The 22,964-nt window shown below is 44.8% G+C and carries 20 protein-coding genes and 1 pseudogene; 14 read left to right on the top strand and 7 right to left on the bottom strand.

Annotation, left to right across the window (positions count from 1 at the left end):
* Window positions 1-7: 7 nt before the first annotated feature.
* Genes ICN28_RS07220 through proC form a run of 5 tightly spaced genes read left to right on the top strand, consistent with a single transcriptional unit; the run spans window position 8 to window position 5,431 of the window.
* Window positions 8-1,501 (top strand): FAD-linked oxidase C-terminal domain-containing protein, encoded by a 1,494-nt coding sequence (locus ICN28_RS07220; protein ID WP_216287415.1) that lies wholly within the window; start codon window positions 8-10, stop codon window positions 1,499-1,501.
* The gene (glcE, locus tag ICN28_RS07215; protein WP_216287414.1) at window positions 1,501-2,601 is read left to right on the top strand and encodes a glycolate oxidase subunit GlcE; all 1,101 of its coding nucleotides are present in this window, start codon (window positions 1,501-1,503) and stop codon (window positions 2,599-2,601) included. Before ICN28_RS07220 ends, glcE begins: the two co-directional genes overlap by 1 nt.
* Before the next feature lies 1 nt (window position 2,602).
* A complete protein-coding gene (glcF, locus tag ICN28_RS07210) occupies window positions 2,603-3,895 on the top strand; it encodes a glycolate oxidase subunit GlcF (protein ID WP_216287413.1) in 1,293 nt (430 codons plus the stop codon).
* The gene (locus ICN28_RS07205; RefSeq protein ID WP_216287412.1) at window positions 3,876-4,589 is read left to right on the top strand and encodes a YggS family pyridoxal phosphate-dependent enzyme; all 714 of its coding nucleotides are present in this window, start codon (window positions 3,876-3,878) and stop codon (window positions 4,587-4,589) included. The genes glcF and ICN28_RS07205 overlap by 20 nt, the downstream gene beginning before the upstream one ends.
* The gene (gene proC, locus ICN28_RS07200; RefSeq protein ID WP_216287411.1) at window positions 4,586-5,431 is read left to right on the top strand and encodes a pyrroline-5-carboxylate reductase; all 846 of its coding nucleotides are present in this window, start codon (window positions 4,586-4,588) and stop codon (window positions 5,429-5,431) included. The genes ICN28_RS07205 and proC overlap by 4 nt, the downstream gene beginning before the upstream one ends.
* Before the next feature lie 3 nt (window positions 5,432-5,434).
* On the opposite strand, the gene ubiA is transcribed toward proC, so the two are convergent.
* The 3 genes and pseudogenes from ubiA to recG all read right to left on the bottom strand — a co-directional run.
* A complete protein-coding gene (gene ubiA / locus ICN28_RS07195) occupies window positions 5,435-6,286 on the bottom strand; it encodes a 4-hydroxybenzoate octaprenyltransferase (RefSeq protein ID WP_216288182.1) in 852 nt (283 codons plus the stop codon).
* Window positions 6,286-7,203, bottom strand: a complete 918-nt coding sequence (locus tag ICN28_RS07190) for a LysR substrate-binding domain-containing protein (RefSeq protein ID WP_216287409.1) — start codon at window positions 7,201-7,203, stop codon at window positions 6,286-6,288. Before ICN28_RS07190 ends, ubiA begins: the two co-directional genes overlap by 1 nt.
* A gap of 12 nt (window positions 7,204-7,215) precedes the next feature.
* A pseudogene (gene recG / locus ICN28_RS07185) lies at window positions 7,216-9,321 on the bottom strand (ATP-dependent DNA helicase RecG); the annotation flags it as partial.
* Between recG and queA the strand changes: the two are divergent.
* The 5 genes from queA to secF are packed head-to-tail and all read left to right on the top strand — an operon-like array spanning window position 9,318 to window position 14,719.
* Entirely contained in the window at window positions 9,318-10,358 is a 1,041-nt protein-coding gene (gene queA / locus ICN28_RS07180) for a tRNA preQ1(34) S-adenosylmethionine ribosyltransferase-isomerase QueA (protein ID WP_216287406.1), read from the top strand. The pseudogene recG and the gene queA sit on opposite strands and share 4 nt — an antisense overlap.
* Window positions 10,355-11,509, top strand: a complete 1,155-nt coding sequence (gene tgt / locus ICN28_RS07175) for a tRNA guanosine(34) transglycosylase Tgt (protein ID WP_216287403.1) — start codon at window positions 10,355-10,357, stop codon at window positions 11,507-11,509. Before queA ends, tgt begins: the two co-directional genes overlap by 4 nt.
* A gap of 29 nt (window positions 11,510-11,538) precedes the next feature.
* Window positions 11,539-11,859 (top strand): preprotein translocase subunit YajC, encoded by a 321-nt coding sequence (gene yajC / locus ICN28_RS07170; RefSeq protein WP_216287401.1) that lies wholly within the window; start codon window positions 11,539-11,541, stop codon window positions 11,857-11,859.
* A gap of 11 nt (window positions 11,860-11,870) precedes the next feature.
* Window positions 11,871-13,727 carry a protein translocase subunit SecD gene (secD, locus tag ICN28_RS07165; RefSeq protein WP_216287399.1) on the top strand — a complete coding sequence of 619 codons (1,857 nt, stop codon included), beginning with the start codon at window positions 11,871-11,873 and terminating at the stop codon, window positions 13,725-13,727.
* Between the two features lie 14 nt (window positions 13,728-13,741).
* Complete coding sequence (secF, locus tag ICN28_RS07160) at window positions 13,742-14,719, top strand: protein translocase subunit SecF (RefSeq protein WP_216287397.1); 978 nt, start codon at window positions 13,742-13,744, stop codon at window positions 14,717-14,719.
* Window positions 14,720-14,791: 72 nt separating this feature from the next.
* Here the strand turns inward: secF and aroQ are convergent, their stop codons facing one another.
* The 3 genes from aroQ to purB form a co-directional block, all read right to left on the bottom strand.
* Window positions 14,792-15,241: a type II 3-dehydroquinate dehydratase gene (aroQ, locus tag ICN28_RS07155; RefSeq protein ID WP_216287395.1), complete on the bottom strand. Its 450-nt coding sequence runs from the start codon at window positions 15,239-15,241 to the stop codon at window positions 14,792-14,794.
* Window positions 15,242-15,318: 77 nt separating this feature from the next.
* Window positions 15,319-16,641: a 3-deoxy-D-manno-octulosonic acid transferase gene (locus tag ICN28_RS07150; RefSeq protein ID WP_255536177.1), complete on the bottom strand. Its 1,323-nt coding sequence runs from the start codon at window positions 16,639-16,641 to the stop codon at window positions 15,319-15,321.
* Between the two features lie 23 nt (window positions 16,642-16,664).
* The gene (gene purB, locus ICN28_RS07145; protein WP_216287393.1) at window positions 16,665-18,044 is read right to left on the bottom strand and encodes an adenylosuccinate lyase; all 1,380 of its coding nucleotides are present in this window, start codon (window positions 18,042-18,044) and stop codon (window positions 16,665-16,667) included.
* A gap of 80 nt (window positions 18,045-18,124) precedes the next feature.
* Between purB and ICN28_RS07140 the strand changes: the two genes are divergently transcribed.
* A complete protein-coding gene (locus ICN28_RS07140) occupies window positions 18,125-18,736 on the top strand; it encodes a glutathione S-transferase family protein (protein WP_216287391.1) in 612 nt (203 codons plus the stop codon).
* Between the two features lie 20 nt (window positions 18,737-18,756).
* Here the strand turns inward: ICN28_RS07140 and mnmA are convergent, their stop codons facing one another.
* A complete protein-coding gene (gene mnmA / locus ICN28_RS07135; protein ID WP_216287388.1) occupies window positions 18,757-19,881 on the bottom strand; it encodes a tRNA 2-thiouridine(34) synthase MnmA in 1,125 nt (374 codons plus the stop codon).
* Window positions 19,882-20,035: 154 nt separating this feature from the next.
* Here mnmA and ICN28_RS07130 point away from each other — a divergent pair, with 154 nt between their 5' ends.
* From ICN28_RS07130 to ICN28_RS07120, 3 genes are read left to right on the top strand one after another with little or no spacing between them, the layout of a single operon-like run.
* Window positions 20,036-21,169, top strand: a complete 1,134-nt coding sequence (locus tag ICN28_RS07130) for a Re/Si-specific NAD(P)(+) transhydrogenase subunit alpha (protein ID WP_216287386.1) — start codon at window positions 20,036-20,038, stop codon at window positions 21,167-21,169.
* Between the two features lie 17 nt (window positions 21,170-21,186).
* Window positions 21,187-21,501: an NAD(P) transhydrogenase subunit alpha gene (locus tag ICN28_RS07125; protein ID WP_216287384.1), complete on the top strand. Its 315-nt coding sequence runs from the start codon at window positions 21,187-21,189 to the stop codon at window positions 21,499-21,501.
* Window positions 21,498-22,940, top strand: coding sequence for an NAD(P)(+) transhydrogenase (Re/Si-specific) subunit beta (locus tag ICN28_RS07120; RefSeq protein WP_216287383.1), 1,443 nt, complete (start codon window positions 21,498-21,500; stop codon window positions 22,938-22,940). Before ICN28_RS07125 ends, ICN28_RS07120 begins: the two co-directional genes overlap by 4 nt.
* Window positions 22,941-22,964 lie beyond the last annotated feature (24 nt).

Genomic DNA, 22,964 nt, shown 5'->3' with positions numbered 1-22,964 from the left:
GAGACAAATGACAACGACCCTCGACTCGCCTAAACAGGCCACGCTTCTTAAGCAGGAAGAGCTTGTAAAAGCCCTCAAACCAGTGCTACCAGCCCATGCGCTACTTTGGGAGCCAGAGGACACCATCCCTTATGAATGTGATGGTTTGGCCGCTTACAGGCAAATGCCTTTGGCGGTTGCCCTTCCTGAGACAGAAGCCCAAGCTGTCGCAGTCATTAAAGTTTGCCAAAGACTTGAGGTTCCCATTGTGCCGCGTGGTTCAGGTACTGGTTTGTCAGGTGGCGCGATGCCCATCGCCCAAGGCTTGGTTCTATCTTTAGCTAAATTTAAGAAAATTATCAAAGTTGATCCAATTGCAAGAACAGCAGTTGTGCAACCTGGCGTACGAAATCTAGCGATTTCAGAGGCAGTAGCGCAACACGGTCTTTACTATGCACCAGACCCGTCCTCACAAATTGCCTGCTCTATTGGCGGCAACGTTAGCGAAAACTCAGGCGGTGTTCATTGTCTTAAATATGGTTTAACACTCCACAATATTCTTAAAGTCCGAGCCATTTTGATGAATGGTGAAGTGGTTGAATTTGGCAGCCTAGCGCCAGATGCTCCAGGCCTAGATCTTCTATCCATCTTGGTGGGAAGCGAAGGTATGTTGGCTGTTATTACAGAAGTCACTGTTAAATTAGTTCCAAAACCTCAGTTGGCGCAAGTCATCATGGCAAGCTTTGATGATGTAGGTAAAGGTGGTAATGCAGTAGCTGCCATTATCGCCGCAGGCATTATTCCAGCTGGGTTAGAAATGATGGATAAAGCTGCCACAAGAGCCGTTGAAGAATTTGTTCACGCAGGCTATGACGTGAATGCAGAAGCGATTCTTTTGTGCGAATCAGATGGAACGCCCGAAGAGGTGGCGGAAGAAATCGAACGCATGACTCAAGTACTCAATCAATGCGGCGCTATTCGAATCCAAGTTTCTCAAAGTGAATCCGAAAGATTGAAATTTTGGAGTGGGCGCAAGAATGCTTTCCCAGCAGCAGGTCGTATTTCTCCGGATTACTACTGCATGGATGGCACCATTCCAAGACAGCACATTGCCACACTTTTAAAACGCATCCAAGAAATGGAAACCAAGTATCAACTTCGCTGTATGAACGTGTTTCATGCAGGAGATGGCAACATGCATCCACTCATTCTATTTAATGGTTCGGATGAAGATGAATGGCACCGCGCAGAAGAGTTTGGTAGCGACATTCTGGAAACCTGCGTCGAGTTAGGTGGCACGATCACAGGCGAACACGGTGTCGGTATTGAAAAGATTAACTCCATGTGTGTTCAGTTTGGTGAGTTAGAAAGAGAATTATTTTGGGGTGTGAAGGCTGCATTTGATCCGCAAAAACTTCTTAACCCCGATAAAGCGATTCCAACCTTGCACCGTTGTGCAGAATACGGGCGCATGAGAATTACAGGCGGAGTTCTACCGCATCCTGAATTGGAGCGCTTCTAATGAGTGAAACTATCATCAAGCAGTTTCAAGAAAAAATTACTACCGCAAGCCAAAAAGGCCAAGTGATTCGCATCACGGGCTCGGGCTCAAAAGATTGGTATGGCAATAACTTAAAAGGTGAAACCTTAACAACCAAAGAGTACTCAGGGATATTAAGTTATCAACCGGATGAATTAGTTATTACCGTTAAATCTGGCACTTCTTTAAAAGAAGTAGAACAAGCGCTTGCTGAAAAAAATCAACAATTTGCCTTTGAACCACCCCACTTTGGTCCTGGCGCAACGATTGGCGGCATGATTGCAGCTGGCTTAGCTGGGCCTGGACGAGTCAGTGTTGGCGGCTTAAGAGACTTTGTGCTGGGCGCGAAGATCATGAACGGTCAAGGACAAGTGATGGATTTTGGTGGCACAGTCATGAAAAACGTTGCAGGCTATGACGTATCCAGACTAATGCCAAGCTCAATGGGTACATTGGCCTTACTTTTAGATGTCTCCATCAAGGTCTTGCCTAAAGCTGCAGCGACTGCCACCGTTAGTGTTGCCATGGAGCAATCCGAAGCAATTCATTTGATGAACCTACTGGCTAGTCAACCATGGCCGTTGAATGCGAGCGCATGGCTTGGGGAAAAAGCGGGCATGCTCTATTTACGTTTAAGCGGGGCTAAAGCTGCCGTGCAATCCGCCATCACCTCATTTGCAAAAACATACGGTATGCAACAAATCGATGCGGAAGAAGCTGCTGCATTTTGGACCAGTCTTCGTGAACAAACGCACCCGTGGTTTAAAAACAGTCTTGAAGAAAATTTATGGCGTGTGGCTCTGCCATCCACAACAGACACCTTAAATCTTGGAGGTGAGACCTTCATTGAATGGCACGGCGGTCAACGTTGGTACAAGGGCTCTTTTGAGCCCGGTACGATCAAAGACTTGGCACAATCTTTAGGTGGTCATGCAAGTATCTTTAAAGCCAAAAATAAAAATGCGCAGATGCTAAGCTCACTCAAAGATCACCCTCTAACAGCTGCTTTAGTCAGCGTAGAAGATCGCTTAAGAAAAACGTTTGACCCTCAGGGTGTATTTGCTACAGGAAGGTTAATTTAATATGCAAACCGAATTAGCCTCTCAATATATTGGCACCCCCGATGGGGAAATGGCTCAAAGCATTTTGAGCAAATGCGTGCATTGCGGTTTTTGTACAGCCACCTGCCCGACTTACCAGTTACTTGGCGATGAATTAGATGGTCCAAGAGGACGAATTTATCTCATCAAGCAAATTGCTGAAGGCAGACCCGCCACAGAAAAGACAAGAGAACATTTAGACCGCTGCCTCACCTGTAGGAATTGCGAAAGTACCTGTCCTAGCGGTGTTGATTACGGTCATCTAATTGATATTGGTCGCAAATGGGTTGAGGAACAAACACCCGAGAGACCTCTTTTTGAAAAGCTATTACGTAAGGCTTTGGCCAATGGCTTAACCAACAAACATTTATTTAATGCCAGCATGCGCTTGGGCCGTCTATTTAGACCCTTGATGCCAGCGGTGATCCAACAAAAAATACCTCAGGGCAAAGCGCCAGGGGTACGCCCTGCTGGAGGCCTTCATACTCAAAAGATGTTGATGCTAGAAGGTTGCGTTCAACCAGGCATGCTACCAAATATTAATAATGCAACGGTCCGAGTATTGAATCGTGTAGGTGTTGATGTGCTGTCTGCAGCCAAAGCTGGTTGCTGTGGTGCACTCAAATACCACCTAAATGAGCAAGAGGCTGGTTTAGCAGATATGCGTCGCAACATTGATGCTTGGTGGCCTTACATTGCTGGCACGGCCCCAGAGTGCCAAGGGCACAAAGTAACAGCATTGATCATGAATGCTTCAGGTTGCGGCGTCACAGTGAAAGAATATGGTCACATCTTGCGCGATGATCCTGCGTATGCTGAAAAAGCAAAAACAGTCTCAAGCCTTTGTAAAGATTTGGTTGAGATATTGCCAAGCTATACCGATGCACTTAAAAAACACCTTGGCAATAAGACTCAAGCAGGGGTTGTTTACCATCCGCCTTGCACACTCCAACATGGCCAAAAGATCAAAGGTCAATTAGAGAGCTTCTTAGGTCAATTAGGCATCAAGACAAATTTGTGTGAGGACAGCCATCTTTGTTGTGGATCAGCTGGAACGTATTCGATACTTCAAGCAGACTTATCAAAACAGCTCAAGCAACAAAAGTTAGATAACCTTCAACAGGCTGTCAAAAAGCATGAGGCTGACCGGATTGTGTCTGCCAACATTGGCTGTATTACCCATCTACAGAATCAAGAAACATCGGTAGAACATTGGATTGAGCTAATCGATGGGATATTGGAGCAAAATGGAGGGTATGACCTCCATAAAAGCTAACTTAGCCGATGTTTTAGAGCGCCTCTCAGAAGCAGCCATTGCTTCTGGGCGCTCTCCAACAGATATCCATCTTTTAGCAGTTTCCAAAACATTTCCTGCCAATGATGTGAGATTGGCTTTTGAAGCCGGTCAAAAAGCATTTGGGGAAAACTATGTTCAAGAAGGCGTTGCCAAAATTTCTGATTTAAGTGACATCAGAAATCAAATTCAATGGCACTTTATTGGCCCCCTTCAAAGCAATAAATCAAAAGATGTTGCTGAAAATTTTGACTGGGTGCACAGCATTGATCGTTTAAAAATTGCGCAACGCCTGAATGATCAAAGACCTGATCATCTCCCTCCTTTAAATGTTTGCGTCCAAGTGAACATCAGTGGCGAAGCAAGTAAAAGTGGCGTAGAGCCTTCAGAATTAGTTGACCTATGTCTCGCTATTGCAGTGATGCCAAAAATTCGCCTAAGAGGCTTAATGAGCATCCCAGAGCCCACCGATAATGAAACGCAACAGAAAGCTGACCACAAACAACTCTTTCATTTGTTTCAAGAATTAAAAAACAACCCCCTACTTCAATCCTTATCAGCTGATTTAGATACCCTCTCCATGGGCATGTCTTCGGATATGGCAGCGGCTATCGCAGAAGGTAGTACGATGGTACGTATTGGCACAGCGATTTTTGGCAAAAGAACTTATTTATGACATCTTTATCAAACTTAAAAATTGTATTCATTGGTGGCGGCAACATGGCCAGCGCCTTAATCGGCGGCCTCATTCAAAAAGGCGCGCAAGCATCCCATATTGCAGTCGCAGATCCATTTGAACCCACCAGAAAATCATTAGAGACTAACTTTGAAGTTAGTACCGGTTTGAACATTCAAGGACTCTCTGAAAAAATTCAGAAAGCTGACATCTTGGTCTTAGCAGTTAAACCCCAACAATTTAAAGAAGCTGCTGCTGAGTTGGCCATGGTGTTTAAAGAGTGTGCGAACAAGCCTTTATGTTTGAGCGTGGCTGCTGGCATCCGCACTCAGGACATGGCTAGATGGCTCGGGCACGATCGATTGATCCGCGCCATGCCTAATACACCAGCACTCATTAGCCAAGGTATGACTGGCTTATATGCCAGCCCACAAGCCACTCCTGATGATCGCGCTCATGCAGAGAGCATCTGTCTTGCCGTCGGAAAGATCACTTGGGTATCTGATGAGAAACAAATAGATGACATCACTGCAGTCTCAGGAAGCGGTCCAGCTTATGTGTTTGCATTTATTGAGGCTCTTGAAAAGGCAGCGATAGCACAAGACCTGACTCAAGATCAGGCTCGCTTATTGGCCATTCAAACTGTTTTAGGTGCAGCCACCTTGGCTTCTCAGTCTACCGACTCACCTGGAACGTTACGCGAAAAAGTAACCTCAAAAGGCGGCACAACTTATGCAGCACTTCAGGTACTAGAGCAAAAGAATTGGTCAGAAATCATCGCGCAAGCAGTCGCTGCTGCTAGTGCTCGTGGCGCTGAAATGGGAAAAGAGTTCGGGCAATAAACCCTAGTTTTGCGAGCTAGCAATCGCTATAAAAAAAAGTGCTCCTAGCCAATTATTCTGTAAAAAGGCTTGAAAGCACTTGGCGCGATCATGCGTTCTGATCAACTGAAAATAATGAAACACCAACCCTAAACCAGCCAACCAAAAAACCCAAAAAATAGTGCTGAAGTTTTGCGAGATAGCGATGTAGGCGAATCCTGCAAAAAATAGCCCATAGCAGGCTAAAACAGCCATCACATCATACGAGCCAAAAGTAATGGCCGAGGTCTTAATACCAAGCTTCAGATCATCATTCTTATCCACCATGGCATAAGCTGTATCGTAAGCAATAGCCCACGCTATATTAGCTAACACCAATACCCATGCATAAGACGGTATCTCATTTTGAACTGCCGCAAAGGACATCGGTATACCAAACGAAAAAGCGATACCCAAAACCGCTTGAGGCATTGCAAAGAATCGTTTTGTAAACGGGTAAATAATCGCCACCATGAGTGCGGGAAACGATAACAACTTAGTAAATGTATTTAATGGCAAGATGAGTAGAAATGCCACTAGAGCCAAAACAGCCGCCACCATTAAAGCTTCCCAGGGTTTAATCCTTCCAGAAGTTAAAGGTCGATTTTCTGTTCGCTCAACATGCCGATCAAAATCTCTATCTGCAAAATCATTAATAGCGCAACCAGCACTTCTCATCAAAAAAGTACCTACGATAAAAATTAACAAATAAGAAAAGCTTGGGTGACCATCGGTTGCCAACCACAAACCCCAAAGAGTTGGCCATAAAACTAACAGCGTGCCTATTGGCTTATCAAACCGAATAAGCGCGAGATAGTCTGCCAACTTGCCAGACATCATAAATAATCAACTCCAGATAAACCGGATGACTTAATTGCATCAGCCAAGGCATACATAGCTGTAGATCTGGCATAACTTTTTCGCCAAGCTAAGACCACGCGTCTCTTAGGTGTTGGTGCTGCAAAAGGTACATATTTAATGAGGCTATTAGGGTTTACTTGATCATTAACAGATGTAATAGGAAAAACACTAATGCCAATGCCACCGGCTACCATTTGTCGAATGGTCTCTAACGATGACCCCTCAAAACCACTCAAATCTTCACTACGTTGTGTTCTTTGCATATCAGGGCAAATATCCAATACATGATCACGGAAACAATGTCCCTGACCCAATAGGAGTGTTGCTTGAGACTGTAAGTCAGCGTGTTGAATCACCGGTGTACTTTCCCAAGGATGACCTACGGGAATAGCCACCACCAAGCTCTCATCATATAAAGGAATAACTTCTAGACCACTTTCAGAAAAAGGTTCGGCCAAGATGGCCGCATCAATATCCCCTTGCTTGAGTAGCTCTAGCAATCGAACCGTAAAGTTCTCCTGCAAATAGAGAGGCATTTTGGGTAGCACCTCTCGACTTTTAGAAATCAACTTAGGCAATAAGTAAGGCGCGATGGTGTAAATCGTGCCCAATCTCACCGGCCCTGAAAGAGGATCTTGACCATGCTGAGCCAAGTGCTTGATGACTTGCGCTTCTTCCAAAACTTTTTGAGCTTGATGAATAATCTCTTGACCCAAGGCTGTAATGGTTAGCTCAGCACCCGACCTTTCAAAAATCTGAACACTCAGTTCATCCTCAAGCTTTTTGATGGCCACGGAAAGTGTCGGTTGAGAAACAAAACATGCTTCAGCAGCTCTGCCAAAGTGTCGCTCCCTGGCCACCGCCACAATATATCTAAATTCGGTAAGTGTCATAACGAGAGGATATCAAGCTTTTAAGAAATCAGCACGATGCCCCAACCATCGCTCCAAATGCTTTTGACTGACCTCTGGATAGTGATTCAATAACTGAACCGATAGTGCTTTTGTTTTTTCTATCAGGTCATGTTCATTTTGCAGATCAACAAAACGCAACATGCCATCACCCGACTGCTTTGCACCTAACAACTCCCCAGGGCCCCTTAATGCCAAATCTTTCTCAGCAATAACAAAACCGTCTTGAGTTTCTCTTAGCGTTTGAAGTCGCTCTTTAGCCGCCATCGACAATTGGGAGCTATACAAAAGAATACAAATGGATTGAGCTGAACCACGGCCCACTCGTCCACGAAGTTGATGCAACTGGGAATAACCAAATCTCTCAGCGTGCTCAATCACCATGAGCGATGCATTGGGCACATCAACACCTACCTCGATAACCGTCGTTGCCACCAGCACCTTAATCTCCCCAGCAACAAAGGCTTGCATAACGGCATTTTTTTCATCCGCCTTTAGGCGCCCATGAACAAGGCCGACTTGAATACCGGGTAAAGCTTGCTGCAATGATTCATAGGTGTCCACTGCAGTTTGCAACTGCAGAACCTCTGACTCTTCAATCAATGGGCAAACCCAGTAAATTTGGCGCCCCAACTTGAGCTGCTCCGATAACCCAGCAACAACCTCATCACGCCGATCACTTTTAATTAACTTGGTGACAACCGGCGTTCTTCCCGGGGGCAACTCATCAATCACCGAAACTTCTAAATCTGCATAAAACGTCATCGCCAGAGTTCTTGGGATAGGCGTTGCAGACATCATCAGCTGATGACAATCTATTTCAACATCATCAATTTTTTGTTGGAGTTGTAAGCGTTGCTTCACACCAAAACGATGTTGCTCATCAATCACAGCCAACCCTAGTCGAGCAAACTCAACCCCTTCTTGAATCAATGCATGAGTACCAATAACCAAGCGACCCTCACCACTGGCAATCGCAGCTTGAGCTGCTTTTTTATCTTTGGCCTTTAAGGAACCTGTTAACCAAACTATCTCTATACCCATCGGCTCCAGCCAAGCCGATAACTTTCTGTAATGCTGCTCAGCCAAGATCTCTGTAGGCGCCATGATGGCTGCCTGGTACCCATGATCCAAACAGTGCATGGCCGCTAATGCGGCAATGATGGTCTTTCCACTGCCCACATCCCCTTGTAACAACCTATTCATTGGGTAGGGTTGCGCTAAGTCAGCAAGTAAATCTTGCCAAACTCTTTGTTGCGCCCCAGTTAACTGGAAAGGCAATTGAAGTAAAAACTTTTCCAAGATCCCATCTTTTTTGGGCTTGAGATTCATTTGCACAGAACGACGACTCAAGCGTTTAGCTCTGGCCTGCTGCAATGAAATTTGTTGCGCGAGCAACTCCTCAATTTGAATTCTGCGCCAAGCCGGATGAGTGCGATTCTGTATCGATTCCATATCATCGCTGCGACTTGGGTGATGCAATGTATGAATGGCTTGCCATAAATTTGGCAAATCCAAACCAGGAAAACAATTCTTTAAGATGTCCTTGGGAAATATTTCTGAAAATAAGGACTCTAAATTTGCATCTTTAAATGCTTTATCAATCGCTTTACGAATACTTAACTGACTAACCCCCGCCGTCGTTGAATAGACAGGCGTTAAGTTGTTAGGCAAAGGCGCATCAGGTGGCAATGCTTTAACGACTGGATGAACCATCTCAGGCCCATAGTAACCATCGCGCACATCACCTCGAACGCGCAAATGCTGACCCACTGCCATTTGCTTTTGCTGGCTAGGGTAGAAATTCAACCATCGTAAAAATAATTCATTGCCCGCATCATCTTTAATAACGACCAGCAACTGTCTTCGAGGGCGATACATCACCTCTTGGCGGATCACATAACCTTGAACTTGAGCTGAGATAACCCCAAAACTATTAATAACTGAGGCAATCGTTGATAATTTGGTTTCATCCTCGTAGCGAATAGGCAAGTGCAAGGCACAGTCCAAAGAGGAATGCAGACCTAACTTTTCGAGAGGATTTGAACTAGATTTACTAACCATGTTTAGAATCTTACTGTTCCTACGGTATCTCGATGCGACTTTCTGACTTTAATTACAACTTACCGCCTGAGCTGATAGCCCAGCACCCACTTCCAGATAGAACGGCTAGCCGGCTTCTAGTCCTTGGAAATGAGTCCCATGGGCAAACTGCATTAGCAGATCAACAATTTACTGATGTGGTTGATTTAATTCAATCCAATGACTTATTGATCTTTAACGACACCAAAGTTATTCCAGCAAGGCTCTTTGGCAAAAAGGATAGTGGTGGTGCAGTTGAAGTCTTGCTTGAAAGAGTGACTGGCTCAGATACGGCTATCACCCAAATTAGAGCCTCCAAGTCACCTAAACCAGGCGCCACGCTTCTTATGGGTGACTCTGAAGATCCATTCACCATTGAGGTAATTGGTCGCCATGATGGCACTCAAAGTCCATTTTTTGAGGTGCGCTTTTCTGGACCTTGCATTCCTTTACTTGAAAAGCATGGTCATTTACCGCTCCCCCCTTACATTACACACACCCCGGATGAGGTGGATCAACAACGGTATCAAACGGTCGTTGCCAAAAATCCAGGCGCAGTTGCAGCACCTACTGCAGGCTTGCACTTTGACAAGAAGATCTTGGATGTTCTAGCCCAAAAAGGGGTTCGCCACACCACTCTCACACTTCATGTAGGCGCCGGCACTTTTAGCCCTGTTAGAACGGAAGACTTATCCCAACATCAAATGCATAGCGAATGGTTTTCAGTACCGCCCCAAACTCAGGAACTCATTCGTCAAACCCAAGCATCCGGTGGTCGAGTTATTGCTGTTGGCACTACCAGCTTAAGAGCACTGGAATCAGCTGCAGCATTGGGCATTAATGAAGGTGAAACAAAACTTTTCATAACGCCCGGTTACCAATTCAAGGTAGTGGATCGTTTGATCACCAATTTTCATCTACCGTCCTCAACGCTTCTCATGTTAGTGAGTGCCTTTGCAGGATATGAAAACATCAAAAAAGCATATGATCATGCTATCCAACAACAATATCGCTTCTTTAGTTATGGCGATGCTATGTTTTTAAGCCGCCTATGAAACCTCTTAGCTTTGAACTCATCAAAAAAGATGCTCGCACGCATGCCAGACGTGGGCGCGTGAACTTACCTCACGGGGCCGTTGAAACCCCTATTTTTATGCCGGTAGGAACCTACGGCACAGTCAAGGGTATGACCCCTAGAGATCTTGAAGAGGCCAAAGCCCAAATTATCTTGGGCAATACATTTCACTTATGGTTAAGACCAGGCTTGGATGTTATTTCTAAACACAAGGGGCTTCATGATTTCATGGGCTGGCAAAAGCCCATCCTGACCGACTCAGGCGGGTTTCAGGTGTTTAGCTTGGGGGCACTCAGAAAAATTACCGAAGATGGCGTGACCTTCGCTTCTCCAGTCAATGGCGATAAGCTATTTATGTCGCCTGAAGTCTCTATGGAAATTCAGGCTGTTTTAAACAGTGATATCGCCATGCAGTTTGATGAATGCACACCTTATGAAACGAATGGTGTTCGGACAGATGAAGCCACTGTTCGAAAGTCACTTGAGCTGTCTTTACGCTGGGGGGATCGCTCGATTAAAAGATTTAGAGAGCTTGAGACTGGCAATGCCTTATTTGGCATCATTCAGGGCGGTATGTTTGAAAACCTAAGGGAAGTCTCTCTAGCGGGGGTCAGAGAGCAAGATTTTGATGGTATCGCTATTGGTGGCTTATCCGTTGGAGAGCCTAAACCTGAATTTGAGCGCATTTTGTCTCATATTGGCCCTCAGTTACCCCCTGAAAAACCTCACTATCTGATGGGCGTTGGCACACCGGAAGATTTGGTTTTAGGTGTTAGCCAAGGGATCGACATGTTTGATTGCGTCATGCCCACGCGAAATGCCCGTAATGGCTGGTTATTTACACGCTTTGGGGATTTAAAGCTCCGGAATGCAACGTTTAAAGACGATACAAGGCCTCTCGACCCAACGTGCACCTGCTATACCTGCAGAAACTTCTCCAGGTCGTATCTTCACCACCTTCAAAAAGCCAATGAAATCCTTGGATCTCAACTTAATACGATCCATAACATTCACTATTACCTCAATTTAATGTCTGAAATTCGGGCTGCTTTGGATCAAGATCAATTCCCTGAGTTCATCAAGGAATTCCACGAAAAACGCCAAATTGGCGTGATTGAAGCAACAGGGTAAAATTCTCCTTTCTACTTGGAGGATAAATAATGTTTATTAGTAACGCTTATGCACAAACTGCCGGCGGTGAAGCTGGCGGCATTATGGGCTTCTTGCCTTTGATTTTGATGTTTGTGGTTTTGTATTTCGTGATGATTCGCCCACAAATGAAACGCCAAAAAGAAGTTAAATTGATGATTGAAGCTTTGGCTGTTGGCGACGAAGTTGTTACTGCTGGTGGCTTGATGGGTAAAGTGACTCATATTAAAGATCAATACATCACTGTTGAATTAGTACCTGGCACAGAAGTGAAAATGCAGAGAAATGCAGTGACTGCTGTATTGCCCAAAGGCACCATTAAAGCTATCTAAGAAAGCTAAGCATGAACCGTTACCCGCTGTGGAAGTACCTTGTTATCGTAGTTGCTCTATTAATTGGAGGAACCTACACCATCCCAAACTTTTTTGGGGAAGCTCCAGCTGTACAAATCTCAGCGGGTAAAGCCACTGTCAAGATTGATTTGGCGACACAAGAACGGGTAACAAAACTGCTTGCTCAAGCCAATATCGAGACAAAAGGTATTCAATTTGAACGAGCTGGCAACAACGGCACAATCAAAATTCGATTGACCAATACCGATAATCAACTTAAAGCTAAAGATGTTTTACAAAAGTCTTTAAATCCGGATGGCAATGATCCTACATACGTTGTTGCTCTCAACCTTATTTCAAATACACCAGCATGGTTAAGCTCCATGGGTGCTATGCCAATGTATCTTGGTCTTGATCTTCGTGGTGGCGTTCACTTCCTACTACAAGTAGATATGCGTGGCGCCCTACAAAAGAAGCTTGAAAGCCTAACTACCGATACGCGCTCGCAATTACGCGAAAAGTCTATTCGCCACAATGGCATTGAACGTCAAAATGATCAAATCGTTGTTCGCTTTCCTAACCAAGACGATGCAAGCGCAGCAAGACTTCATCTCACTAAAAATTTAATTGATTTAGATTTCAACGTTGAAAAATCAGCCGATGGATTCAGATTAGTTGGTAAATTTAAAGATAGCGCACTTAAAGAAGTGCAAGAAAACGCCGTCAAACAAAACATCACCACCTTGCATAACCGCGTCAATGAACTTGGCGTTGCTGAACCTGTGATTCAGCAACAAGGTCAAGATCGCATTATTGTTCAGTTACCTGGCGTTCAAGACACAGCCCGTGCTAAGGATATTATTGGTCGCACAGCCACCCTGGAGTCTCGCTTAGCTGACCCTGTTAAAACTTACCTCCTATCAGGTGAGACACCCCCTCCAGGAGCTGATGTTTTTAAAACTGGCGACGGTCGTCAAGTTGTATTCAAACGCTCTGTAATTTTTAGCGGGGATCGTATTACTAGCGCCTCCGCAGGATTTGACTCCAATCAGCGTCCAGCCGTTAGCATCACACTTGATTCTGTGGGCGGTCGTGTAATGCAGGAAATAACTCGTGAAAACATTGGTAAGCCAATGGGCATGATCTTGTTTGAAAAAGGTCGCGGCGAAGTATTAACAGTCGCCACCATTCAAGGCGAGTTTGGTGCCAAATTCCAAATTACAGGTCAACCTAGCACGGAAAGTGCTAATGACTTAGCCCTTCTGCTCAGAGCAGGTTCTTTGGCAGCCCCAATGGAAATCATTGAAGAACGTACCATCGGACCAAGCCTTGGCGCTGATAACATCGCTAAAGGCTTTAACTCGGTTATCTACGGGTTCTGCGCCATCGCTATTTTCATGATCGCCTACTACCTTCTGTTTGGCGCTTTTTCGGTTATTGCCTTAGCCGTTAACCTTTTCTTATTGGTAGCGCTTCTTTCGATGCTCCAAGCCACACTCACCTTGCCAGGTATTGCTGCGATGGCACTTGCCCTAGGTATGGCGATCGACTCCAACGTCTTAATTAATGAACGCATTCGTGAAGAGTTAAGAGCCGGAGCTACACCACAAGCAGCGATTGCAACGGGTTTTGATCGTGCTTGGGGAACTATTCTTGACTCCAACATCACGACTCTTATCGCAGGTATTGCTCTATTAGCTTTTGGCTCTGGCCCAGTAAGAGGTTTTGCTGTAGTTCATAGTCTAGGTATTTTGACGTCGATGTTCTCTGCTGTTTTCTTTGCAAGAGGCATTGCCAATCTTTGGTACGGTCGTCAGAAGAAGTTACAGAAAATATCAATTGGCCAAGTTTGGCGCCCAACTGAATAAAAGGAATCAAGACCATGGAATTTTTCCGCATCCGTCGTGATATCCCATTTATGCGCCATGCTTTGGTGCTAAATTTGATTTCCGCCTTAACGTTTTTTGCTGCTGTATTTTTCTTAGCTTACAAAGGTCTTCATTTGTCCGTTGAGTTTACAGGTGGCACAGTGATGGAGATCAGCTACTCCCAAGCCGCTCCTTTAGACTCGATCAGGAGCGACTTAACCAAGCTAGGCTACCAAGATGTTCAGGTGCAAAACTTTGGTAGCTCTAAGGACGTTTTAATTCGTTTACCGCTCCAAAAAAATGCTGCTGGCGAAGCAATCTCATCATCACAACAAAGCGGTGTTGTTTTGGAAACCCTCAAGGCATCCCATGCTGACGTCTCCCTCAAACGTGTCGAGTTTGTGGGGCCTCAAGTGGGTAAAGAACTTGCCACAGATGGTCTACTAGCCCTGCTATTTGTTGTGTTGGGCATTGTTATTTACCTATCCATTCGGTTTGAGTGGAAATTTGCTCTAGCCGGCATCATCGCCAACCTCCATGACGTTGTGATCATTCTTGGCTTTTTTGCATTCTTCCAGTGGGAATTTTCACTATCTGTTCTAGCTGCTGTTCTGGCTGTTTTAGGTTACTCCGTCAATGAGTCTGTAGTTATTTTTGACCGTATTCGTGAAAACTTCCGCAAACATAGAAAAATGAGCACGATTGCTGTTATTGATAATGCGATCACCAGCACCACGAGTAGAACAATCATTACGCACGGCAGTACGCAAATGATGGTGTTAGCCATGTTGCTATTTGGCGGCCCAACCCTTTACTACTTCTCATTAGCTCTAACGATCGGTATCTTGTTTGGTATTTACTCTTCTGTTTTCGTGGCAGCAGCTTTAGCCATGTGGTTAGGTGTTAAACGCGAAGACCTCATTAAGGTCGATAGTAAAACCGCTAACGACAACCAAAAACCGGACGATCCGAACTTTGGGGCACAGGTTTAATAAAAAAGGAGACTTCGGTCTCCTTTTTTATTGTTCTTACTCGAACATTCCTTTAACTTGAAACGGTAGAGGCTAGGGTCTAGAAATCAGTGCCTCGATTGCCATACCGTAACCAGATATACCAAAACCAGCCAATACACCGACAGCAACGGGAGAAACGTAGGACTGATGACGGAAGGCTTCACGGGCATATACATTTGAAATATGCACCTCAATGACTGGTAACCCACCCACACCAGCAATCGCATCATGCAATGCAATCGACGTATGCGTATAAGCACCTGGATTAAAAACAACGCCCTTTAGCTCGCCAGCCTTAAATAATTTGCCAGCCTCATGAATTTTTTCAATTAACTCACCCTCATGATTGCTTTGAAAAAAATCAACGGCGTAGTGATGTTTATTAGCCATCTCTGAGCACAAAGCTTCGACATCAGCCAATGTTTTATCACCGTACTTTTCAGGCTCTCTGGTACCCAATAAATTGAGATTGGGGCCATTCATTACAAGGATTTTTTTCATGATTTGTGCCTCATATGGAGTAATTAAGGATCATTCTACTTGACTCATTCAAAGCAGCTAAATATGTCAAAACTCATTTATTTGCTGGCTGTGGAGTATGTCTTAATAACTGAGAGGATTTTTTGAGTGGCGCCCACGTGTTGACCAGCAAAGTCAATTGCATTGGCGCTCATTTTTTCACGCAAAACATCATTCTGAATCAGCGCACCTATAACGGCAGAAAGCTCTTGTACATTCCCCACCCTCACAGCTGCATTTTGTTCAATCGCATCAAAGCTGGCTTGCTGGAAATTAAACGTGTGTTCACCCAAAATAATGGGGCGTCCTAAGCCACAAGCCTCAATAAAGTTTTGTCCGCCCAAAGGTTGAAGACTGCCACCCATCACCACGAGATCGGATAAGGCGTAATAAAAACCCATCTCCCCCATCGAGTCACCCAACACGATGGCTCCTCTTTGTAGAGCAGCAGCCAATTGCTCATCACTGAGTTGCGATCTTTTAACAACATCCAGTTTTTGGTGAAGGATTTCTTGATAAACCTCTTCAAACCGTTGCGGATGTCTTGGCACAATCAACAATCGGGCATATTCCGACACCCCTGGAAATTGTTTCAAGAACTCTAGCCATGCTTGAATAACCATTTTTTCTTCACCTTCTCGAGTGCTAGCAGCACAAAGAATGCGAGAAGAGCTTGGCAATATTTTTCTAACTTGAAGTGCCCGATCAATCTGAGAAGCATTCAACTCAACATCAAATTTCAGGTTACCGGTCACAGTCACATTGGATAAGCCAAGCGACTCATAGCGCTTAGCGTCTAAAGTTGTTTGAGCCAAAATCCGACTGAATAAACCATAAATAGCCGATCCAGCAGAGCCAAATTTTGCAACGCGTTGAGCGCTTCTTTCTGACAACCTGGCATTTACAAGCAGCACAGGTATATTTAATCGACGAGCTTTTAAAACCAAATTAGGCCAAACCTCAGTCTCCATAATCAAACCAAGTTTGGGAGAAAACACTCTGAAAAATGCAGCCACTAAAAAAGAGATGTCATACGGTAGATACACTTGCTGGAGTTGCCCAGCAGCAATCTCATCTGAATAAATATCAGCCCCGGTTGCTCGCCCAGTGGGGGTCATATGGGTCAGGAGTACTTGGTTTCCATCTTGAATGAGCGCTTTAACCAAGGGAGCTGCAGCACGCGTTTCACCCACGGAAACGGCATGAACCCACACGCTACCATTGCTGATCTTGTTATCAAAAATGCCAAGGCGCTCAGAAATGTTTTCTCGATAAGCTCTCTGGATGCGACCTTTCCAAAAAAGTCGCAACAAAGCAATTGGTAAAGCCAAATACCAAAGAAACTCATAGAGCCACAGAATGGCTTGAGTCAACCAACTCAATGAAACTCTATGATTCTCTAATTTCACTTCTTAAGACGTTCCGCCAACTCAACTGCTTTACCAACATAACTGGCTGGCGTCATTTCTAATAGAGATTTTTTTGCATCTGCCGGAATATCTAAGCCCTGAATAAAAGTCTTGAGACCTTCAGGTGTAATGCCTTTGCCGCGCGTTAATTCCTTTAACTGCTCATAAGGATTAGGCACGCCAAAACGACGCATGACTGTTTGAACAGGCTCAGCCAAAACTTCCCAGCAGTTATCCAAATCTTCGGCTAAACGCGATGGATTCGTTTCTAACTTACCAAGACCGCGAAGAGCGCTGTCATAAGCCAATAAGCTATGACCCAGAGCAGTACCTAAGTTACGTAAAACTGTTGAGTCAGTTAAATCACGCTGCCAACGTGACACGGGCAGCTTCTCAGACAAATGCTTCAATAAGGCATTAGCAATGCCCAGGTTACCTTCTGAGTTTTCAAAATCAATTGGATTAACTTTGTGAGGCATGGTGGAAGAACCAATCTCACCAGCCTTGGTTTTTTGCTTGAAGTACCCAACAGAGATATAACCCCAAATATCACGGTTCATATCTAACAAAATAGTATTGGCACGCGCAATCGCGTCAAACAACTCCGCCATGTAATCGTGCGGCTCAATTTGAATGGTGTAAGGATTAAATTCCAACCCCAAACGCTTTTCAATCACCTCTTTTGAGAACGCCTCCCAATCTACATTTGGATAAGCCGACAAGTGAGCGTTGTAGTTACCGACAGCACCATTCATTTTCCCAAGGAAAGATACTTTTTCAATATTGCTAATCGCACGCTCAAGTCTTTTTGCAATGTTAGCCATCTCTTTACCCAAGGTTGTTGGGGATGCTGGCTGACCATGCGTACGGGATAACATCGGCACGGATGCATTCGAAAGTGCTAAAGCTGTTAAAGCCGCCAATACTTCTTTTAATTTTGGCAAGATGACTTCTTTGCGAGCACCAGTCAACATCAAACCATGTGATGTGTTATTGATATCTTCTGAGGTACAGGCAAAGTGAATAAACTCACTGGCTTTTTCAAGTTCTGCTTGGCCCGCGACTTTTTCTTTCATCCAGTACTCAACCGCTTTGACGTCGTGGTTGGTAACAGCCTCAATGGCCTTGATTCGTTCTGCATCAGCGTCTGAGAAATTATCTACCAATGCCAAAAGTACTTTCTCTGCAGATTGGCTGAAACTAGGAAAATCTGGCAGTTTGGCCTGGGATAGAGCAATTAACCAATGAACCTCTACACGGACGCGCTGTTTCATGAAGGCGGCTTCTGATAACCAAGGGCGCAAAGCATCGGTTTTCGAGGCGTAACGCCCGTCTAATGGGGAAAGAGCGCTTAAAGTAGAGAGTTGAGTAGTCACAGCTAAATCCTAAAAAAATCACTTAAAACGTGATTTTAGTCCTTCTGCGAAGGAAGGGCGAAATAGCTATACTTGCGCCCATGAAACTTATTGGATCCCTCACCAGCCCCTATGTCCGCAAGGTTAGGATTGTCTTCTCTGAAAAGAAGATTGAACTCCCTTTTGCTCTTGAAAATGTATGGGCGCAAGAGACCCAAATCATGGAAAACAACCCGCTAGGTAAGATCCCTTGCCTGGTTTTAGATGATGGTGAGCCTATTTTTGACTCAAGGGTTATTGTTGAATATGCCGATACTCTAAGTCCGGTTAACCGACTTATCCCTGACTCTGGCAAAGAACGTGCAGCAGTCAAAACTTGGGAAGCTTTAGCAGATGGCATTTTGGATGCCTCAATTCTGGCTAGATTAGAAAAGACTTGGCGCCCAGAGAATGAACAATCTCAAGCCTGGTATGACCGCCAAATGGGTAAAGTCCATACTGCACTAGCTGCACTATCCAAAAATATCGGAAATAACGAATGGTGTTTTTCTAACAAACTTAGCTTGGCAGATATTGCAGTCGGTTGCGCCCTAGATTACTTGGTCTTTAGATTCCCAGAATTAGAGTGGCAGAAACAATATGAGAACCTCAATCGTTTCTACTTAAAAATGATGAGCCGACCAGCATTTTCTGAAACGTCACCACCACAGTAATTTTTAAGCATTTCCAATACTTAGGCAGTAATGATGCCGCCGCCTAAGCAGCGCTGTCCATCATATAGAACAGCCGATTGCCCTGGTGTGACAGCCCACTGGGCTTCATCGAAACTCAATGAGAACGACTCTGGATTGAGGCTGCTCAAGACACACGGCCCATCAACTTGTCTGTATCTAGTTTTCGCTGTGTAAGCCCCTAAAGCTGGCGGCGTATCGGAGGTCCAACTGATTTGAGATGCTACAAGCGTGGGCTTTAATAACCACGGATGCTCGTGCCCTTGAACAATAAAGAGTGTATTACTCGCCATGTCTTTCTTCGCTACAAACCAAGGGTCGCCATTGCCATCTTTACTACCACCCATGCCAATACCCTTACGTTGCCCCAAGGTGTAAAAGGCCAAGCCTATATGCTCACCAACAACTTGACCGTCTTCGATCTTAATAGGACCCGGTTGATTGGGTAAATAACGATTCAAAAAATCTCTGAACGGTCGCTCGCCAATAAAACAAATACCCGTGGAATCTTTTTTAGCAGCATTAGGCAAACCAATACTTTGAGCAATTTCTCGAACCAATGTTTTTCTGATACCGCCCAGGGGGAAAATCACATGCTTTAACTGTTGTTGACTTAAACGATACAGAAAGTAACTTTGATCTTTGGTTTCATCGATTGCTTTTAAGAGGTGCACCTCATCCTGAACCCTAGCTGTTTGAGCATAGTGGCCTGTCGCAATTGCTTCTGCCCCCAAGCTCATCGCATGATCTAAAAACGCTTTGAACTTAATTTCTGCATTACATAAAACATCCGGATTAGGCGTGCGCCCAGCTGAATACTCTCTTAAAAATTCAGCAAAAACTCGATCTTTGTATTCATGAGCAAAATTAACGGCCTCAACATCGATTCCAATCAAATCAGCGACAGAAACGACATCCAACCAGTCTTGGCGTGAAGAACAATATTCACTGTTGTCATCATCCTCCCAGTTTTTCATGAACAAGCCAATGACCTTGTACCCTTGCTGCTTCAAAATCCACGCAGCAACAGATGAATCAACTCCACCAGACATACCAATCACAACTGTGGCAGGAGGGAGCACAGGTGCAGATTGCAAAAAACCAGGATCAATTAGTGGAATTGTCATAAGTGTATTTAAAATAAATTACCGCCTCATTTAAAAAAGACTTATCAAAATAGCTCAAATTAGGATATTTTGAGAAATAAGGGCTAAATGAGGTTAGAAAAAAAGTCTAAGTTATAGTAATCTTAACCCTTTATAAAATAACAGGGAGAATCCCATGCGCATTGGCGTGCCCTTAGAAACTCAGGCTAACGAAACGCGCGTTGCTGCCACACCAGAAACTGTGAAGAAATTCATTAGTAGCGGTCATACAGTTGTCGTTCAAAGTGGCGCAGGAACTGCTAGTAGTCAACCCGATTCAGCATACGAAGCAGTTGGTGCAACGATTGGTTCAGCAAGTGATGCACTTGGTGCTGAATTAGTTCTTAAAGTCAGAGCCCCTAACAGCTCTGAATTAGCACAAATGCAAACAAATGCTGTTTTACTCGGCATGCTTGATCCGTTTGATAACGCGAATAATGCAGCTATGGCAGCCAAAGGCATTACTGCTTTTGCTTTGGAGGCAGCACCACGTACAACTCGCGCTCAAAGTCTTGACGTTTTATCTTCTCAAGCCAACATTGCTGGTTACAAAGCTGTGATGGTTGCAGCCAATGAATATCAGCGCTTCATGCCGATGTTAATGACTGCAGCAGGTACCGTTAAAGCTGCTCGCGTATTAATTCTAGGTGCTGGTGTAGCAGGTCTTCAAGCGATTGCTACAGCCAAGCGTTTAGGTGCAGTGATTGAAGCTTCCGACGTTCGCCCTGCAGCAAAAGAACAAATTGAATCATTGGGTGCTAAGTTTGTTGATGTGCCTTATGAAACAGATGAAGAGCGTGAAATTGCTCAAGGCGTCGGTGGTTATGCTCGCCCAATGCCCGCTTCTTGGATGCAACGTCAAGCAGCACTTGTTGCAGAACGTGCCAAACAAGCAGATATCGTGATTGCTACAGCGCTTATCCCAGGTCGTAAAGCTCCAACGCTTCTTCATGCTGAAACAGTTCAGCAAATGAAGCCAGGCTCTGTGGTGATCGATTTGGCAGCCGGTAAAGGTGAAAACGGTGCAGGCAACTGCCCACTCACTGAAACTGACAAAATTGTTGTGAAACATGGCGTCAAATTAGTTGGTTACACCAACTTAGCCAGCATGGTCTCAGCAGATGCTTCTGCGCTATATGCTCGTAACTTGATGGATTTCATGAAACTCATCATTAATTCAGAAGCAAAACTTGCTATCCCAACTGATGACGATATCGTTACTGCCTGCTTGATGTGTCAAAGCGGTCAAGTGATTCGTCAGAACGCTTAAGGTCTCAAAGGAAAATCATGGACGCTATTAGCCCAACAATTTACAACCTGATTATTTTCGTTCTTGCCATCTACGTTGGTTACCACGTAGTTTGGAACGTTACCCCAGCACTTCATACGCCTTTAATGGCTGTGACCAATGCTATCTCCGCCATCATTATTGTTGGCGCGATGCTAGCTGCTGCCCTAACAGAAGGCGCCCTTGGTAAAACAATGGGTACTGTTGCGGTAGCTCTTGCTGCTGTCAACGTATTTGGTGGTTTCTTGGTAACAAGACGCATGCTTGAAATGTTCAAGAAAAAAGAGAAAAAAGTTAAAGGAGAAACAGCATGAGTTTAAATCTCGTTACGCTTCTCTATTTAGTAGCTTCTATCTGTTTTATTCAAGCTCTAAAAGGTTTATCTCATCCAACCACCTCTATCAAAGGTAATCTCTTTGGCATGGTTGGTATGGCGATAGCGATTGTTACAACAGTTGGTTTAGTCATGATGTTGGCTCAACAATCAGCTGCCTCTGGCATGGCTTATGTTTTAGGTGGCCTAGTTATTGGTGGCGGCGCTGGCGCGATCATGGCTAACCGCGTTGAAATGACTAAGATGCCTGAGCTAGTAGCTTTCATGCACAGCATGATTGGTCTTGCAGCGGTTTGCATCGCTGTAGCAGCTGTTGCTGAACCGCATGCCTTTGGCATTGTGGCTGCAGGCGAGCCAATTCCTCTTGGCAATCGCTTAGAGTTATTTATTGGTACTTTCGTCGGTGCCATTACTTTCTCAGGCTCGGTGATTGCCTTTGGTAAGTTATCTGGCAAATACAAGTTCCGTTTATTCCAAGGCGCTCCTGTTACATTCCCTGGTCAACACATGTTGAACCTAGTGCTTGCGATCATCATGATTGGCAGCGGTGTGATGTTTGCAATTGCTCCAGGATCTGAACCAGCTTGGAACTACTTCGTTGTTATGACTGTTGTAGCGTTCATCCTTGGTGTATTGATCATCATCCCAATTGGTGGTGCTGATATGCCAGTGGTTGTATCAATGCTGAACTCCTACTCAGGCTGGGCTGCAGCAGGTATTGGTTTCTCATTGAACAATTCAATGCTCATCGTTGCAGGCTCATTAGTGGGCTCATCAGGCGCGATCTTGTCTTACATCATGTGTAAGGCGATGAACCGCTCATTCTTCAACGTGATCTTAGGTGGCTTTGGTGGCGATACCGGTGGTGCAGCTGCTGCTGGCTCACAAGAGCAACGTAACGTTAAATCTGGTTCAGCTGATGATGCAGCTTTCTTGATGACCAATGCTGAAACAGTGATCATTGTTCCAGGTTACGGTTTAGCTGTTGCTCGTGCTCAGCATGCTCTGAAAGAACTTACAGAGAAGCTTACTCACGCAGGCGTTACCGTGAAGTATGCGATTCACCCTGTAGCGGGTCGTATGCCTGGTCACATGAACGTTCTTTTGGCAGAAGCTGAAGTTCCATACGATCAAGTATTCGAAATGGAAGATATCAACACAGAATTTGGTCAGGCTGACGTTGTATTGATCTTGGGTGCTAACGACGTGGTGAACCCTGCCGCTAGAACACCTGGTAGCCCTATCTTTGGTATGCCTATCCTAGAGGCTTACAAAGCTAAGACTGTGATCGTTAACAAGCGCTCTATGGCTTCTGGTTATGCTGGTTTAGATAACGAGTTGTTCTACATGGACAAAACAATGATGGTCTTCGGTGATGCGAAGAAAGTTATTGAAGACATGGTCAAAGCTGTTGAGTAAACAGTCACGACTGATTAAAGAACC

This window comes from Polynucleobacter sp. 30F-ANTBAC, assembly GCF_018882385.1.
Taxonomy (GTDB): Bacteria; Pseudomonadota; Gammaproteobacteria; order Burkholderiales; family Burkholderiaceae; genus Polynucleobacter.
Note: the sequence above shows the minus strand (reverse complement) of the source record. Positions and strands in the feature narration are given on the sequence as shown.